We start from the raw sequence: 14,353 nt of genomic DNA, 5'->3' as shown, positions 1-14,353 counted from the left end.
GTGTGGATTTCACCACCAAACAAAGTTGAGTGATGATGACTCAAGTTTACTCTCCTGGCCCTATTTTCTCTAGGCCTGAAGCTGAAAGAAAGCTGAAAATCAAACCAGGCCTGGCAATAGCCGGGCCTGGTTTATCGGTTGAGTTAGGTTAGCTCTTTCTTGAACGAATGAGCCAGACTCCGCCGGCTAAGCCTGCAGCTAGCAGTGCGGCAAGCCCGCCGAATATCCACAGATTAGGTTGGTCAGATTGAAGCAGTTCAGAAGACTCAGCTTCTTGTCCGACAGAACTCTTAGTGTTTGTGGGCCGCTTTGGCGAAACCAAAACAGGTGATTCCAACCCTGGAGCTGCTGTTCCGATGTTGCTCACCGAGGATACTGATTTGCGAGCAAGGCCACCAGTAGATGGAGAGCCTTGAACAGAGGCAGCAACAGTTGTTCCTGTCCAACCCACAACCTTATTGTCAATGTCTTGTACAACAATTCTGTGCTGACCAACAGGGAGTGCTTCTGAAACGGTCGCTCTGACAGTTCCATCAACCCCAACTTGAACCCAGTCACCAAGTGACGTTGGAGTTGAATGCGCCCAAACTGAAACCCATTCGCCGGCCATGTCCTGACCAACGTCAACAGTGATTACTTGATTTGCGCTTACCAAGTCAGGCGCTGAAACTTGATCTTGCATAGCAGTCGTAAGACTGCTCGTAGAAACAGCTTCCGGATCTGCAATAGGCTGTCTAACGCTCATAATCACATCATTATTGAGTGATTTTTGTCCTGCTGAGAGCGTGATTACTGAAGCAGTAGTAAGCGTTGAAGCTCCTCCACTAAAAGCTGTTTGCAGACCTCTGTTTCCTTGCCACGTATCAACGAACTCAAGTTTGTAATTTCCTGGCGCTAAACCGCTGAGTTCGTATTTTCCAGCTTCTCGTGCTGAAACCCACCCATAAAATTGTGGAAGGAGTTTGTATGTGCCACCAGATTGTCTGTAAACATTGATTTGAAGATTTTTTCCAGTTGGAAGGCCAGTTACACCAGTTGCTGTCTGAATTTTAACTTGCCCCTTGAGAATGCTTCCCTCTGAAACAACTACATCCGTCGAATTACGCGTTGCTCCTGCAGCCACAGTTACATAACTGCTCGGGGAATCGCTTCCATTAGTTGAAGTTGAGCTCCAAAATTTGTCTCCAAAGACAAACTTAGGTGCATCTTGCCAGCATTCTTGCTTCACAGAAACGAAGTAGTTACCAGCGGCAAGATAGTCCATCTTGTATGCGCCAGTGTTTGGGTCGACAGATGCCCAGCCAACCGCGTTGCCTAATGATCCATCTGATTTTCGCTCAATTGCAATAACTGAAGCGCACTCAGGAACGGTGTCGTTTGTTGTCAAAACAGTTCCTGTTATCAATCCCGCGGCTTGCACTATAACGTCAAGCGTAAGTTGTTGACCACTGGACACGTTTGTGTTCGATCTTGTTTCGGCGAACTTTTGTGATCCATTTCCATACATTGATGGCGAAGAAACGTTAATTTGAACCTGACCCGAAGGGATTTGTTGCAGTTCGTAGAATCCGTTTTCATCGCTCTGGGCAGACCCTAAATAAGCTCCCGTTGTGGGACTAATCGCATAGATATAAGCCCCCTCAACAACTTGATCAGTGGAGGTTTTTACAATGCCCGAGATAGTGGCTTGACCTTCTGGAGCCGGGGTCATTCTTCCATTGAAATAGCCAGCTTCGCCCTCATCAAGGTCGACTGAACCAAGACTTGCGGGTCCGCCATAACCCATTCCTGCTCCGAAGTTTGAAACGTTGGTTTGTGCTGCAATCTCAAATCCGGTTGCCTCGGCTCGAATCATGTACGCGCCCGATGGGAGATTGGAGATTCGATAACGACCTGAAGAGTCTGTTACTGCATCTTTATCTTCAAAGCCGCCCTGGTTTCGAGAAACAGTAACTTTTGCCCCCACGATGGGCTCATAAGTTAGTGAATTTCTGATAACACCGGTCAATGAAGAAGTTCCCTGCACAATTGAGCGAAGGTAGTCAGTTCGCTGAACTGTTGCACCTTGATCAATAACAAGCTGGTCGAATTCACGCCATTCGTACGTTGAACTAGATTGAGGGCTAATATTTACCGAGTAACTGCCGTCAGCAAGACCTGAAATGGCCCATTCTCCTCGTGCGTTAGCTTTGGTGGATTTACCCATTCCGCCCGGTGAGTACAAACTTACGTTTGCTCCACCAACAGTCCTGCCAGTGGTTTGGTCAATTACCACACCTTCCACGCGGCCTGAACCTGTGCTGAACCGATCCAAATTGACCTGGGGAACAGTTACAGAAGCGCCTGAAACAGTAACTCGCTGATTTGAGTATCGATACTGCACCCGTTGCGCCCACTTCGAAACACCAAGTGAATACTCGCCATTAGGAACATTTTTGAACTTGTACTTTCCGGCTGCATCTGTGGTTACGTTGGCGTTGAAATCGGGGCCATAGATGTATACATTGGCTCCACGTAATGGGGCATTCGTGAATGAATCATAAACAGTTCCAGAGATGGCGCCTGAACTTGCAGCAGTTCTTTCAAGACTGAAGGGCTTGGTTCTGGGTGAATTGTTTTCACGCAGTGAGTAGCTTCCAGAAACAGACACATACCCTGGTTTGGTTAGTTTGACCCTTATAGATCCTGCGTTTAAGGGAAGACCCGAAAGAGCATAATACCCCTGGGCATCAGTGTTTACCCAAGCTTCAATTGATCCTCTTTGTAAATAAGCACTGCCGGTAACTTTGACTCCGGAAATACCTGTAAGAACTCCGTTGACAACCTCTGTAACTCTTCCCTGAAGAATTCCAGTACCGCTGGAAAAAACAACTTCTTGAAATTGATTAGATGCAACATCTATTTGTGGGTATATCCACATTGACCCCGTTAAAGACGTGGAAAAGCTTCTTGAGTTATAGCTGGCAACTGAGTTCTTTGAGAAGTTGAAGCCAGAAATCGTTGGAGAAGTTAGGCCATTAATTTCAAATAATCCGCCGCTTCCAGACGTTGCTTGACCATTACCGTAAGCGTTGATATCAACACCCTCGTTAGCTTGTCCTGTGGAATCTAAAATTCGACCTGTAATAGAAAGATTGTTTGAAATAGAGGTGACTTGGATATTTAGGCCACTTAGATTTTGATTTGTACTCAAGGAGAATTGGCCCTCAGCGCGTATTTCGTTGTTCCCACCGGAGACATAATATTGGTAGTCACCCTCTGCCAATACAGGAATTAAGAAGTTGGCGCTTGACTGTCCGCTAGGAATAGTGACGTTTGAATAAGCCGATGTTGTGAGGGCGTTTTGACTGTAAACACTAATGTTTACATTGTTAATTCCTGATGGAATTCCTGAAATTGTGCCCGAAACACTTCCTTTTGGATCAAGTGGAATATTCACCGGTGGGGTGTTAGAAGAGGTAGTGACTTCAGCAAGACCGCCTGCGATTTTTACTGTTTGCCACTGTTGTTCCCCCGGTACAAACGCCGAAGCTTCCAAGAAATAGGTTCCTACAGGTAAACCGCCGTTGAAGCTAAATGTAGCTGTGCCTAAGTTTGGGCCAGTCCCAAGATTAACTGTCGCCGAGCTGACTTGCGGGTAGCCGCTTTCATTGCTAGAAAATTGCACGGATGCAGAAGTTGCATTTTGTGGAACATTCGTTAGAGTTCCTGTCACTACGTAAAGGGGCTCTAAAACCAGATCTATACCCGACAGTGTTTCACCATCTGCGAGGCCTTGGTTTAGGGAGACTGTTGCACTTTTGTAATTGAGGTTTCCAACAACTGCGGTCGCAGTGAGACTTCCATAGGTAGCCGCATTCAATCCAGGAATCGTGAAGGTTCCAGAAGTAGAAGTGACAGTTCCGGTAACTGGTTGTTGAAAATTATTTGAAAGGTAGTAATCAACAGTCACTGACGTATTTGCGGGTACACCCTCAAATGCGCCTGATATTGAGGCGTTATTCGCAGCAGACGCAAGGGACGGGGAAAAAACAAGTGTCGCGCTGACAAGCGCAAGAGAGACGATTGTTGAAAAGAAGCTCTTAAGTTTCTGCTTCTTGTTTTGGTCTCTCAGCGCAAAAGAGTCAAATCCCTGAAGTTCGCGAATTTTGTCAATCATCTTTATCCCCCAAAAGGGGTACAGCCCAGTAAACAAAAGGGTTACAGGCCGATTCCCCCAACCTTTACCAAGTACAACACATGGTACAAACTAAGTCAACCGGGCGGTTGGGCGCTGATTTACAGTTTGACTGATTTAGTCACCGTGAACTTTGGAGTCCTGCGAACCTCACGAGTTTCTCCTACAAGTTTGCGCAATGCGGGCTTGTAACTCAGGTGACGATTAGCCACCACCCACAATTCCCCACCCGGTTTGAGAACTCTTCCTGCCTCGGCAAAAAGCCTCAAGCTCGTGCCCGCATGAACGGCAGCGCCTGAATGAAAAGGAGGGTTGAACAGAATGAGGTCGGCTGATCTGTCTTCTTGTGAAGACAGTCCGTCGTCACGTACCACAGTGACGCGATCACTGAGGTTGTTTGCCTCCATAGTTGCTTTCGCTGATTCGACAGCGGCGGCGGACTGATCGCTGGCGATCACTGTCGCTGTTGGTCGAAGCTTTGATATCTGGGCAGCGAGAACACCCGTTCCACAACCAAAGTCAATAATGCGCATACCCTGCTGACCCGAAACTCTGTCTAACACCGCAAGCAGGTCGTAGGTGCCTATGTCGATAGAGATTCCTGCAAAAGCACCACCTTGAGCACACACCATCAGATCAACATCCGCGTGGTATTCACTCTTGGGCCATGAGGTGAGGGCATCGAGTGCTGCTTGTTTCTTTGGTCCACGTGCGCGAATGACACGTGACTTTTGCTCTGCAAGACTTGCTTCAACCTGAGTGAAAAACTTCCCCAAGGTCTCATTCATGCTCAGGGTCATGTGTTTGATGCGGCCGCCGGCCAACACGAGAACATCGTCAGCGGAGTGGGCCGCAATTAGTGCCGCCCATTGCTCTAATTGCTCCAGCGAGCGCGGTAAACGCAACACAACAATCCTCGAGGAAACAACCAGCTCACGAGATAGTTGAAGATTTTGAAAGGTTGATGAAGGCGGAAAGAAATCCGAAAGTTCCTGCGCGTTATTCACCAACGCTAGTTCACCTGAACGAGCATCTTGGTGAACAAGAACCTCAGTAAACCCAGCCTCAGCTAGGGCGCCTAATGTCAATGCTCCGTGAGTGTCTCCGATGATGGATAGCGGGCTTGCAAGCAGGGTTGGATCAATCTCAACAGCGCGCTGAAGTTCAGTTAACAGGAGACGGTCGGCTGCATCAACGGCAACGAGTTCGGGGGACTCCAGATCAGGCCAACGCCTGAGGGATTCGAAAGGAAATGAACTCACCCTTTGAGACTATTCGGACTTGCCAACCTGCTTGTACAACTTGGAGATAACAAACCAGGAACCATCAACACGAAGCAAGCTGAGATAGTCCTGCATTACTCCGCCGAACATCTCGAGCTGGACTTTTGCGAGTGCAACCTCTGGTGAAATCTGGTCGACGAGGAGGACCTTGTCACGACGGACATTGCCCAAATCTTGTGGAGAGGTACGCGCTTCCATTTGTTCGCGATAAAAATCGCGAGGACGAATCACGATCTCATCGTTCTCAGACGAGTAGAGGTTGCTGTCTTTGTGAAAGACCTTGTCAAAGAGGGACATGTCTTGCGAGTGCATGAGCTCAAAGTAATCATCGAGCAATGTTTGGATTCCTGCGTCAGTCATGGAACAAGACTAACTTCAGCGATCACCAAATTCTTTAGTCATGAGCAACTGGACATCACGGTCTAAGTGATCAAACCTGGCGTCCATGCGAGCCCCAAGTTCATTTCGCATGCTCGCCATTTCTGCGCGAAGCCCTGTCCCAATCATCCTGAAACTTGCAAAAACAACACCAATAAGGGCAAAAATCGCTGCACTGAAAACTCCGATGAGAGTCCATACCTGTGGGTTATCCAAATAGATCACATCCCTATTGTTACTGGTTTTGATAAGAATCGCATCTGGCAATTGAGCGATAGGCGATACCGCTCTGGCAGTGAGTAATTCTGGAAAATGTGAACTGTGAAGGACTAGTTACGCCCGAAGGGACGCCAAACCACAACATCTGTGCGGCGGCGAGCGCGAGTTCCAGCCCGCAGGCTTTCCACGTCACCTGCAGGTCCTGCAGCGAAGACGCGACGGCCTGGCTGGTTGAGCAGAGCGTCCGCAAGGGCGGCTTCGAGTTCTCGAACTCGCGCACGCAGTGCGTCATTTTGATTCTCTAAATCCAGAACGCGACGGATGCCCTCTAGGGAGAGACCTTCCGCGCTAAGTCTGGCGACTTCGCGAAGCTGAGCAACGTTACGCATGGAATAGCGTCTGGATTGACCCGCTGTTCGGCCTGGTTGAACCAGGCCGATGCGGTCATACTGCCGCAGGGTCTGCGGGTGCATTCCCGCAAGCTCTGCAGCCATCGAGATAGTAAAGATGGGCTGGTTCTCGTCCATTCTTTTCCTTATCTCTTGAGAGGTGTTGCTTATCGCTTTGCTTCTGCAAGCAAGTCTGCGCGAGGGTTCTCACTTGGCGCAACAGATGCGAACTTTTCGAGGGCTTCTTTTGCAGTGTCATCGAGGTGGCTCGGGACAGCAATTTGAACAACAGCGAGGAGGTCGCCTGTTCCCTTGGCTGTCTTAATGCCGCGACCCTTAACGCGCAGTGAACGTCCACTCGGGGTGCCCGGAGCAACTTTAAGCTTGACGGTCTCACCCTCAGGGGTGGGAACCTCGATGGTTGCCCCCAGCGCTGCCTCCGTGAAGGTGACAGGAACATTCACTTTGATGTTGAGTCCGTCACGCTCGAAGACAGGATGCTTCTTCACCTTGACGGTGAGAACAATGTCTCCTGCTTCGCCACCGTCAGGGCTGGGATATCCCTTGCCGCGAAGACGGATCTTCTGTCCATCAGCAACACCGGCAGGGATTTTCACCTTGACGGTTCGGCCCTCACTGGTCTGCAAGCTCATGGTGTCGCCGTGGAATGCTTCGAAGAAATCGATAGTGACAGAGGAGACAATGTCTTGCCCCTTCTGCGGGCCACCAAATCCACGGAAACCGCCGGAGGACTGGCCGAATCGGCCACCTCCGCCGCCAAACATTCCGCCGAAGATATCTTCAAAGCCACCTCCCTGTTGGAAGGTGTACTGCTGGCCGCCACGGCCAAAACCGCTGAAGGCATCCTCGAATCCGCCTTGTGGTCCGCCTGCACTAAAGCGTGCACCGGAACCCATGGCGCGAATCTGGTCATACTCCGCACGCTGCTCCTTATCGGAGAGCACAGAGTAGGCTTCAGAGATTTCCTTGAACTTGGCTTCTGCCTTGGCGTTTCCCTGATTGGAGTCAGGGTGATATTCGCGAGCAAGCTTGCGATAGACCTTCTTCAGTTCAGCTTCCGAAGCGTCTTTGGAGACGCCGAGGACTTTGTAAAAGTCTTTATCGAACCAATCTTGACTGGCCATATGCGCCTCCTTTCTTTACGTCGTTTCGGATACTAGTTTGCAGGAACTGCAACAACAACCTTTGCTGCGCGAACCTGTGTGGTGCCGATCATGTACCCGGTCTCCACAACATCCAACACAGTTTCTGCTGTGACATCTGGTGAAGGCTGCTGCAGAATCGCTTCGTGCAGGTTCGGATCAAAAAGGTCACCAGCTGCACCATAGGCAACAAGACCGAGGCGCTCGGTTGCACCGCGTAGTTTGCCGGCGATGGCGGCGAGGGCAGAGCCCTCCGCCAGGTCGCCGTGCTTTTCTGCACGGTCGATGTCATCGAGGACAGGAAGAAGGATCTTCACAGTGTCTCCGATGATGCGCTCGCGCTCAATTTCTCTGTTTGCTTCGGTGCGCTTGCGGTAGTTGGCGTATTCAGCGGTTACGCGCTGAAGGTCAGCCAAACGCTCTGCTGCCAGATCACTTTCTGCCTGCTCGAGGAAAGAAAGGTCGGCATCTGTCAGCGAGGTTTCTACATCAGCGTCTTCAAAGGAAGCGTCTTCAGTAGGTCCGTCATATCCAGGGTCTTCAGCAAAGCCGGCGTTCTCGCCAACCTCACTGGTGTCCCCTGCGGAGGAGCCCCCGTTCAGGGGCTCCTCTACTGGGTTCGAATTCTGGTCAGACATTCTTACTTAGCGTCTTTCTCAGACGATCCGTCAGCCTCGTCGTCTTCGACAACTTCAGCGTCGACAACATCTTCGTCAGAAGCAGCTTCGCCTTCAGGTGCACTTTCCGCAGAAGCTTCTGCCTGACCTGCAGCGTAGATTGCTTCACCGAGCTTGCCCTGGCTTTCGACGAGCTTGTCGTATGCAGTCTTTACTGCGGCATCGTCGTCTCCGGCGAGCGCTGTCTTGAGTGCGTCGACATCGCCCTGAACTTCGTTCTTCACGTCTTCAGGGAGTTTGTCTTCGTTCTCCTTGATCAGCTTCTCGATGGAGTAGACCATCTGCTCAGCACCGTTGCGTGTCTCTGCAGACTCGCGACGTGCCTTGTCTTCAGCTGCGTGCTCTTCAGCTTCGCGAACCATACGCTCGATGTCTTCCTTGGGAAGAGACGATCCACCGGTAATCGTCATCGACTGCTCCTTACCGGTGCCCTTGTCCTTAGCGGACACGTGCACGATACCGTTTGCGTCGATGTCGAAGGTGACCTCAACCTGAGGAACTCCACGAGGTGCTGGTGCGATACCGGTCAACTCGAAGTTTCCGAGCGACTTGTTGTCGCGAGTGAACTCACGCTCACCCTGGAACACCTGGATGGATACCGAAGGCTGGTTGTCATCAGCTGTGGTGAAGGTTTCAGATCGCTTGGTGGGGATCGCAGTGTTGCGCTCGATCAGCTTGGTCATGATTCCACCCTTGGTCTCGATACCGAGGCTGAGGGGGGTGACGTCGATAAGCAGAACATCCTTGCGCTCTCCACGCAGAACACCTGCCTGCAGTGCTGCACCAACGGCAACAACTTCGTCAGGGTTCACGGTCTTGTTTGCTTCCTTGCCGCCAGTGAGGCTCTTGACCAGTTCTGCCACTGCAGGCATACGGGTCGAACCACCCACGAGGACAACGTGAGCAATGTCGCTGACCTTGACGCCGGCTTCCTTGATGACATCCTCGAATGGCTTCTTGGTGCGAGCAATAAGGTCTTCGGTCATTGCTTCGAACTGAGCACGGGTGAGGGTCTCGTCGAGGTTGGCTGGGCCATTCTCGGTCAGAGAGAGGTACGGCAGCTGGATGCTGGTGCTCATGGATGAGCTCAGCTCCTTCTTTGCCTGCTCTGCAGCTTCCTTCAAGCGCTGGAGTGCAATCTTGTCCTTGGACACGTCAACACCAGTGGTCTCCTTGAACTTCTTGATCAGGTGATCCACGATGCGCTGGTCCCAGTCGTCACCACCGAGGCGGTTGTCACCGGAGGTTGCACGAACCTGGATGGTTGAGAAGTCGTCGTCCTTGCCCACTTCGAGCAGGGAAACGTCGAACGTTCCACCACCGAGGTCGAATACGAGGATGAGTTCGTCTTCTTTACCCTTGTCGAGGCCGTAGGCCAAAGCAGCTGCGGTGGGCTCGTTGATAATACGCAGAACGTTCAGACCTGCGATCTCACCGGCATCCTTGGTTGCCTGACGCTCAGCGTCGTTGAAGTAAGCGGGGACAGTGATAACTGCGTCGGTGACGGTGTCACCGAGGTAGGTCTCTGCGTCGCGCTTGAGCTTGCCCAGGATACGGGCAGAGATTTCTTGTGGGGTGTACTTCTTGTCGTCAATAGATACGGTCCAGTCGGTACCGATGTGACGCTTGACGGAAGCAATGGTGCGGTCCACGTTGGTAACTGCCTGGCGCTTTGCTGGCTCTCCAACGAGTACTTCGCCATCCTTGGTGAAAGCGACTACCGAGGGGGTAGTACGGAATCCTTCAGCGTTGGCGATAACGGTGGGTTCTCCACCTTCAAGTACGGAAACAACCGAGTTGGTGGTTCCGAGGTCAATGCCTACTGCACGTGACATATATGTGTTCTCCTTCTTCATTCCAGTGTGAGCTGGAAATTCCTTGTTTTTATGCGGTTTTCACCGAAGCTTGTTCAAGACTTGAGTCGTGATATATCAAGTTTGCCACGGGGAATACACATCGTCAAGCGTTCACAGCAAATCTTGAGCTTTCTCGACTCAAGTTTTTGTTTTCGGGGTGTTTACCGCAGGTTCTTCCCGTGGAGATGTGGGAGGGGTACCCTGAACTCATGTCGAGCACCGGTGCTGTTGAAGTCAAGATTCCCCGCAAACAAGTTATTTCGTGGGCTTTATGGGACTGGGGCACCTCCGCCTTCAGTGTGCTGATCACCACTTTCGTCTTTGCGCGGTACATCGTCTCCAGCTACTTCATTGATCCGGAGATTGTTCAGGCTTATGAGGCAGCCGGGGGCGAAGGGGTTGCAACCGGGCCCGCGCTCGAAAACTTCCAGGCAGCTGAGGCCAACCTCACCAGCTGGGTGGGATGGGCGTTGGCCATAGGCGGTGTTGCAGTAGCCCTTGTTGCTCCGATCGTGGGTCAGCGAACTGACGCCGGCGGTAAGCGTAAGCTCTGGCTGGGAATCAATACAGGTATTGTCATTGCGGCAACTTTTGGCATGTTCTTTGTTGAAGGCACCCCGCAGTTCTTCGTCATGGGCATCGTCTTGCTGACCGTGGGTAACGTGTTCTATGAAATGGCGAATGTGAACTACAACGCCATGCTTCTGCAGGTGTCCACTCCAAAAACCATGGGTCGTGTCTCGGGCTTCGGCTGGGGAATGGGATATTTCGGTGGAATCTTTGTTCTACTGATAGCCCTCATCGGCTTCGTGCTCGGCGACCCTCCCTATTGGTTTGGAATCACGACAGAGGCCGGCATGAACATTCGCGCCGTCACGGTACTGGCTGCAGTGTGGGCTTTAGTTTTTTCGCTCCCGGTTTTGTTCAATGTTCCAGAGAACACCGCCACGACTCCAGGCCACAAAGCGGGAATCATCGAGTCCTACAACATCTTGTTCCGCAAAATTGCAGACCTGTATAAGAACGCTCGTCCCACCTTCTACTTCCTTCTCGCTAGCGCCGTATTTCGCGACGGCCTTGCCGCCGTATTTGCATTTGGCGGCATCCTGGCAGGAACAGTCTTTGGGCTCAGCTTTACCGAAGTGATTCTCTTTGCCATCGGCGGCAACCTGGTAGCAGGTATTGGTGTTCTGTTCTCTGGTTGGATCGACGACAAGATCGGCTCCAAGCGTGTCATTGTGATTGCGCTTGCTGGCTTGGTCGTTACCGGTATTGCCTTGTTCTTCTTCCACGACGGCGGGGCAACCGCCTTCTGGATCGGTGGTCTGATGCTGACGTTCTTCGTGGGGCCCGCGCAAGCTTCAGCTCGTGCCTACCTGGGACACCTCGCGCCAGAAGGACAAGAAGGTGAAATCTTTGGCCTGTATGCCACAACAGGTCGTGCGGTGAGCTTCCTTGCTCCCTCGCTCTTTGCACTGTTCGTCCTGCTTGGTGGTGCCACCTACTTCGGCATCCTCGGCATCGTGGTTGTACTTCTTGCTGGACTGTTGCTCATGTTGCCTCTTCGGGCAAAGTTCATTCGCTAACGCGAATAAGGAGCTCGCACATATTGCTGTGGGGCATAGTCAACATCAACCCCGAGCTGCGCAGCAGCCCGAAGAGCAAAGTGTGGATCACGCAAGTGTTCCCGACCGAGCATGACGGCGTCAGCGCGACCTGAGGCAATAATGTCGTTTGCCTGCTCGGCAGTCGTAATCATTCCTACGGCACTGGTGGGAAGGTGAGCATGCTCTTTCACATAGTGAGCAAGAGGCACTTGGTATCCCGGGCCAACAGGAATCTTGGCACCAGCGACAAGACCGCCGGTTGAAATATCAACCGTGTCAGCTCCTAAGTCCTTCACCCAGTCGGTGACGATGCTGGTCTCTTCTTCATTCCAGCCGCCTTCAACCCAGTCAGTTGCTGAGAATCGAACAAACAACACGATCTCTTCGCCCACTTCTGTGCGCACAGCTCGAACAATATCGAGCAGCAGGCGCGCGCGGTTCTTGAGCGGGCCACCGAAGTCATCGGTGCGCTCATTCGTGAGTGGGGAGAGGAATTCGTGAATGAGGTATCCGTGTGCGGCGTGAATCTCCAGAACCTGGAACCCAGCTTCCACTGCACGGCGAGCTGCTGAAGCAAAATCAGCAACAACCTGCGTGATCTGCTCCAACGTCATTGCTTCAGCTTGGGCGTAACCCTCAAAAGCATTAGCTGAAGGGCCAAGTGGAATCCAGCCACCCTCTTCCACAGGTACTGTGCCATCAACACCGGGATATCCCCACCCAGGATACGTGGATGCTTTGCGGCCTGCGTGTGCCAGCTGAATTCCGGGGACAACACCGTTTGCCTTCATGAAAGACACAATCGGGGTAAATGCTGCGACCTGGTCATCGTTCCAGATACCTAAGTCGTGGAAAGAAATACGACCTTCAGGATTTACTGCCGTAGCTTCAACGATGATGAGCCCGGCACCACCGAGAGAAAGTGCGCCGTAGTGAGCACGGTGGAAGTCTGTGGGAACACCGTCTTTACCCATTGCGCTGTACATGCACATCGGTGGAACCCATAACCGGTTACGGATTGTGAGATGACGAAGTGTGATCGGGGTGAACAGAGTGGGTGTAGTCATAACTCCACGCTACCGGGGGAACAGGATTACCCCTGCTGCAGAGCAGTGATCAACAGCATGCAGATAACAAACCCGGCAAAGAAGTTAATACCCAAAAACTTCTTCCAACCTCGGTTAGCCTGCTCACAGTCGGCATCCTTCAAATTCCTAAATGGCCACACCATTAAGACATATGGAACCGCAGTTGCGGCAGCGACCCAGAAATACCAAGAAGGGTCGGAGAAGAAAGCTCCGGTAAGAATCAGCACACCAGCGAGCGCATAACACCCCAGCGCGAACCGTGTTGTGTTGGCTGCGCCAAAGACGGTTGCAATAGAGGAAAGCTGTGCTTCGCGGTCTGCTTGAATGTCTTGAATAGCCCCGAAAGCATGTGAGGCCATGCCCCATAAAAAGAAGGCGATCATAATCAGCCAGAGCGAGGGAGTGAAGACGGCGCCAGCCACAATCACGCCATACACAGCAGGGCTCACAAAGTGGGTCGCGCTGGTGACGGAGTCCAGGACGGGAATCTCTTTGAAGCGCAAGCCCTTAATGGAATATGCCACAACAGCAAAGATGCTGATGGCCAACGTGATGTTTGCTTCGAGGTTACCGATCGACACGAGATAGATGAGGAAGGGGACATTCGTGATGACAACAGCCCACAACGTCACCTTATGAAGACTGCGATCGAGAACAGCTCCCTCAACTCCTCCTTTGCGAGGGTTGCGCAAGTCTGATTCGTAATCGAAGACATCGTTGATGCCATACATCGCGAGGTTGTAAGGGATGAGGAAGAAGATTGTTCCCACGATTAATACGGCGTCAACGCGTCCAGTGGTGAAGAAGTACGCAGCGGCAAAAGGGAAAGCCGTGTTCACCCAGGACAGTGGGCGCGAGGAAACGAAGAGTTGTTTGAGGGTGTTCATCTCTTCTTCCCTGTTCCCAACAAAATCCACAGCGCTGGCAAAATCATGACCCCGGCGACTGTGTAAGCGAAGTCTTCAATCGGAGCAATACCGATATAAACCCCTAGTAACGTGCTGGGGTCATAGGCAACGAGGCCAACCCCAATAATGACGTTATCGAAGATGGCGGTCGTCACGAGCATGATGGCGAGAGTGAGCCCCAGAACCTTATAAAGCTTGCGGCCAACCTCAACACCTCGGCGAGCGCTGACAACATAGGCGATAACCATGAACCACAGGGCGAGGCCAAGAAAGACGGTATTGAGCAGAGCGTAGGTCACTTTTTCACCACCTTGGTAAAGGCGGAGAAAACGTTCATGGTCATGTAACACAGCAGGGTCAGGAAGAACACTTCTTCAAGAGGGAGCTCCGGGGCCAGCAGGATTCCTGTCATCCAGGGCCCTTCACCTCGGAAGAAGACTCCAGCATCAATCCCGACGAGGTCCCAGCTGAGGAAGAACACCAGCCCGGTGGCCAGCACGACAGTTGCGCGTCTGGCATCCTGCCAAAAGAACAACGTGTGACGTCTATCCAGCAAAATCATGCCGGTGATAGACACCAGCAATGCGGCGAGATAGAGAAAACCCATG

13 protein-coding genes are annotated in these 14,353 nt (G+C 51.8%); 1 reads left to right on the top strand and 12 read right to left on the bottom strand.

The window, feature by feature from the left end; all coding sequences use genetic code 11:
• Positions 1–148: 148 nt before the first annotated feature.
• The 8 genes from AUMI_RS07315 to dnaK all read right to left on the bottom strand — a co-directional run bounded on the left by AUMI_RS07315 (position 149) and on the right by dnaK (position 10,121).
• Complete coding sequence (locus AUMI_RS07315) at positions 149–4,159, bottom strand: carboxypeptidase regulatory-like domain-containing protein (RefSeq protein ID WP_096383000.1); 4,011 nt, start codon at positions 4,157–4,159, stop codon at positions 149–151.
• A gap of 119 nt (positions 4,160–4,278) precedes the next feature.
• On the bottom strand, positions 4,279–5,439 hold the full coding sequence (locus tag AUMI_RS07310; RefSeq protein WP_096382997.1) for a class I SAM-dependent methyltransferase: 1,161 nt from the start codon (positions 5,437–5,439) through the stop codon (positions 4,279–4,281).
• A gap of 9 nt (positions 5,440–5,448) precedes the next feature.
• Positions 5,449–5,820, bottom strand: a complete 372-nt coding sequence (locus AUMI_RS07305; RefSeq protein ID WP_096382994.1) for a nuclear transport factor 2 family protein — start codon at positions 5,818–5,820, stop codon at positions 5,449–5,451.
• A gap of 15 nt (positions 5,821–5,835) precedes the next feature.
• Complete coding sequence (locus tag AUMI_RS07300; RefSeq protein WP_096382992.1) at positions 5,836–6,063, bottom strand: hypothetical protein; 228 nt, start codon at positions 6,061–6,063, stop codon at positions 5,836–5,838.
• Positions 6,064–6,167: 104 nt separating this feature from the next.
• Positions 6,168–6,584, bottom strand: a complete 417-nt coding sequence (locus AUMI_RS07295; protein ID WP_096382989.1) for a heat shock protein transcriptional repressor HspR — start codon at positions 6,582–6,584, stop codon at positions 6,168–6,170.
• Between the two features lie 29 nt (positions 6,585–6,613).
• The gene (locus AUMI_RS07290; RefSeq protein ID WP_096382986.1) at positions 6,614–7,591 is read right to left on the bottom strand and encodes a DnaJ C-terminal domain-containing protein; all 978 of its coding nucleotides are present in this window, start codon (positions 7,589–7,591) and stop codon (positions 6,614–6,616) included.
• 32 nt (positions 7,592–7,623) lie between these two features.
• Complete coding sequence (locus AUMI_RS07285; protein WP_096382984.1) at positions 7,624–8,247, bottom strand: nucleotide exchange factor GrpE; 624 nt, start codon at positions 8,245–8,247, stop codon at positions 7,624–7,626.
• A 2-nt stretch (positions 8,248–8,249) separates the two neighbouring features.
• Positions 8,250–10,121, bottom strand: coding sequence for a molecular chaperone DnaK (dnaK, locus tag AUMI_RS07280; protein WP_096382981.1), 1,872 nt, complete (start codon positions 10,119–10,121; stop codon positions 8,250–8,252).
• Positions 10,122–10,351: 230 nt separating this feature from the next.
• Between dnaK and AUMI_RS07275 the strand changes: the two genes are divergently transcribed.
• Positions 10,352–11,728, top strand: coding sequence for an MFS transporter (locus AUMI_RS07275; RefSeq protein WP_231951741.1), 1,377 nt, complete (start codon positions 10,352–10,354; stop codon positions 11,726–11,728).
• Here AUMI_RS07275 and AUMI_RS07270 read toward each other — a convergent pair.
• The 4 genes from AUMI_RS07270 to AUMI_RS07255 are packed head-to-tail and all read right to left on the bottom strand — an operon-like array spanning position 11,725 to position 14,352.
• Positions 11,725–12,816 (bottom strand): NADH:flavin oxidoreductase/NADH oxidase, encoded by a 1,092-nt coding sequence (locus AUMI_RS07270; protein WP_096382979.1) that lies wholly within the window; start codon positions 12,814–12,816, stop codon positions 11,725–11,727. The genes AUMI_RS07275 and AUMI_RS07270 overlap by 4 nt on opposite strands.
• Positions 12,817–12,842: 26 nt before the next feature.
• Positions 12,843–13,724: a prenyltransferase gene (locus AUMI_RS07265; protein ID WP_096382976.1), complete on the bottom strand. Its 882-nt coding sequence runs from the start codon at positions 13,722–13,724 to the stop codon at positions 12,843–12,845.
• Entirely contained in the window at positions 13,721–14,044 is a 324-nt protein-coding gene (locus AUMI_RS07260) for a lycopene cyclase domain-containing protein (RefSeq protein WP_096382973.1), read from the bottom strand. The genes AUMI_RS07265 and AUMI_RS07260 overlap by 4 nt, the downstream gene beginning before the upstream one ends.
• Entirely contained in the window at positions 14,041–14,352 is a 312-nt protein-coding gene (locus tag AUMI_RS07255; RefSeq protein WP_096382971.1) for a lycopene cyclase domain-containing protein, read from the bottom strand. Before AUMI_RS07255 ends, AUMI_RS07260 begins: the two co-directional genes overlap by 4 nt.
• Position 14,353: the final 1 nt, after the last annotated feature.

The sequence above is a fragment of the Aurantimicrobium minutum genome (assembly GCF_002355535.1).
Lineage (GTDB): Bacteria > Actinomycetota > Actinomycetes > Actinomycetales > Microbacteriaceae > Aurantimicrobium > Aurantimicrobium minutum.
This window is presented reverse-complemented; position numbering and strand designations above follow the sequence as displayed.

Coding starts and splice junctions, on each gene's coding strand:
- AUMI_RS07315 (WP_096383000.1), bottom strand. CDS start 4,159: ATGATTGACAAAATTCGCGAACTTCAGGGATTTGACTCTTTTGCGCTG.
- AUMI_RS07305 (WP_096382994.1), bottom strand. CDS start 5,820: ATGACTGACGCAGGAATCCAAACATTGCTCGATGATTACTTTGAGCTC.
- AUMI_RS07295 (WP_096382989.1), bottom strand. CDS start 6,584: ATGGACGAGAACCAGCCCATCTTTACTATCTCGATGGCTGCAGAGCTT.
- AUMI_RS07290 (WP_096382986.1), bottom strand. CDS start 7,591: ATGGCCAGTCAAGATTGGTTCGATAAAGACTTTTACAAAGTCCTCGGC.
- AUMI_RS07285 (WP_096382984.1), bottom strand. CDS start 8,247: ATGTCTGACCAGAATTCGAACCCAGTAGAGGAGCCCCTGAACGGGGGC.
- dnaK (WP_096382981.1), bottom strand. CDS start 10,121: ATGTCACGTGCAGTAGGCATTGACCTCGGAACCACCAACTCGGTTGTT.
- AUMI_RS07275 (WP_231951741.1), top strand. CDS start 10,352: ATGTCGAGCACCGGTGCTGTTGAAGTCAAGATTCCCCGCAAACAAGTT.
- AUMI_RS07270 (WP_096382979.1), bottom strand. CDS start 12,816: ATGACTACACCCACTCTGTTCACCCCGATCACACTTCGTCATCTCACA.
- AUMI_RS07265 (WP_096382976.1), bottom strand. CDS start 13,724: ATGAACACCCTCAAACAACTCTTCGTTTCCTCGCGCCCACTGTCCTGG.
- AUMI_RS07255 (WP_096382971.1), bottom strand. CDS start 14,352: ATGGGTTTTCTCTATCTCGCCGCATTGCTGGTGTCTATCACCGGCATG.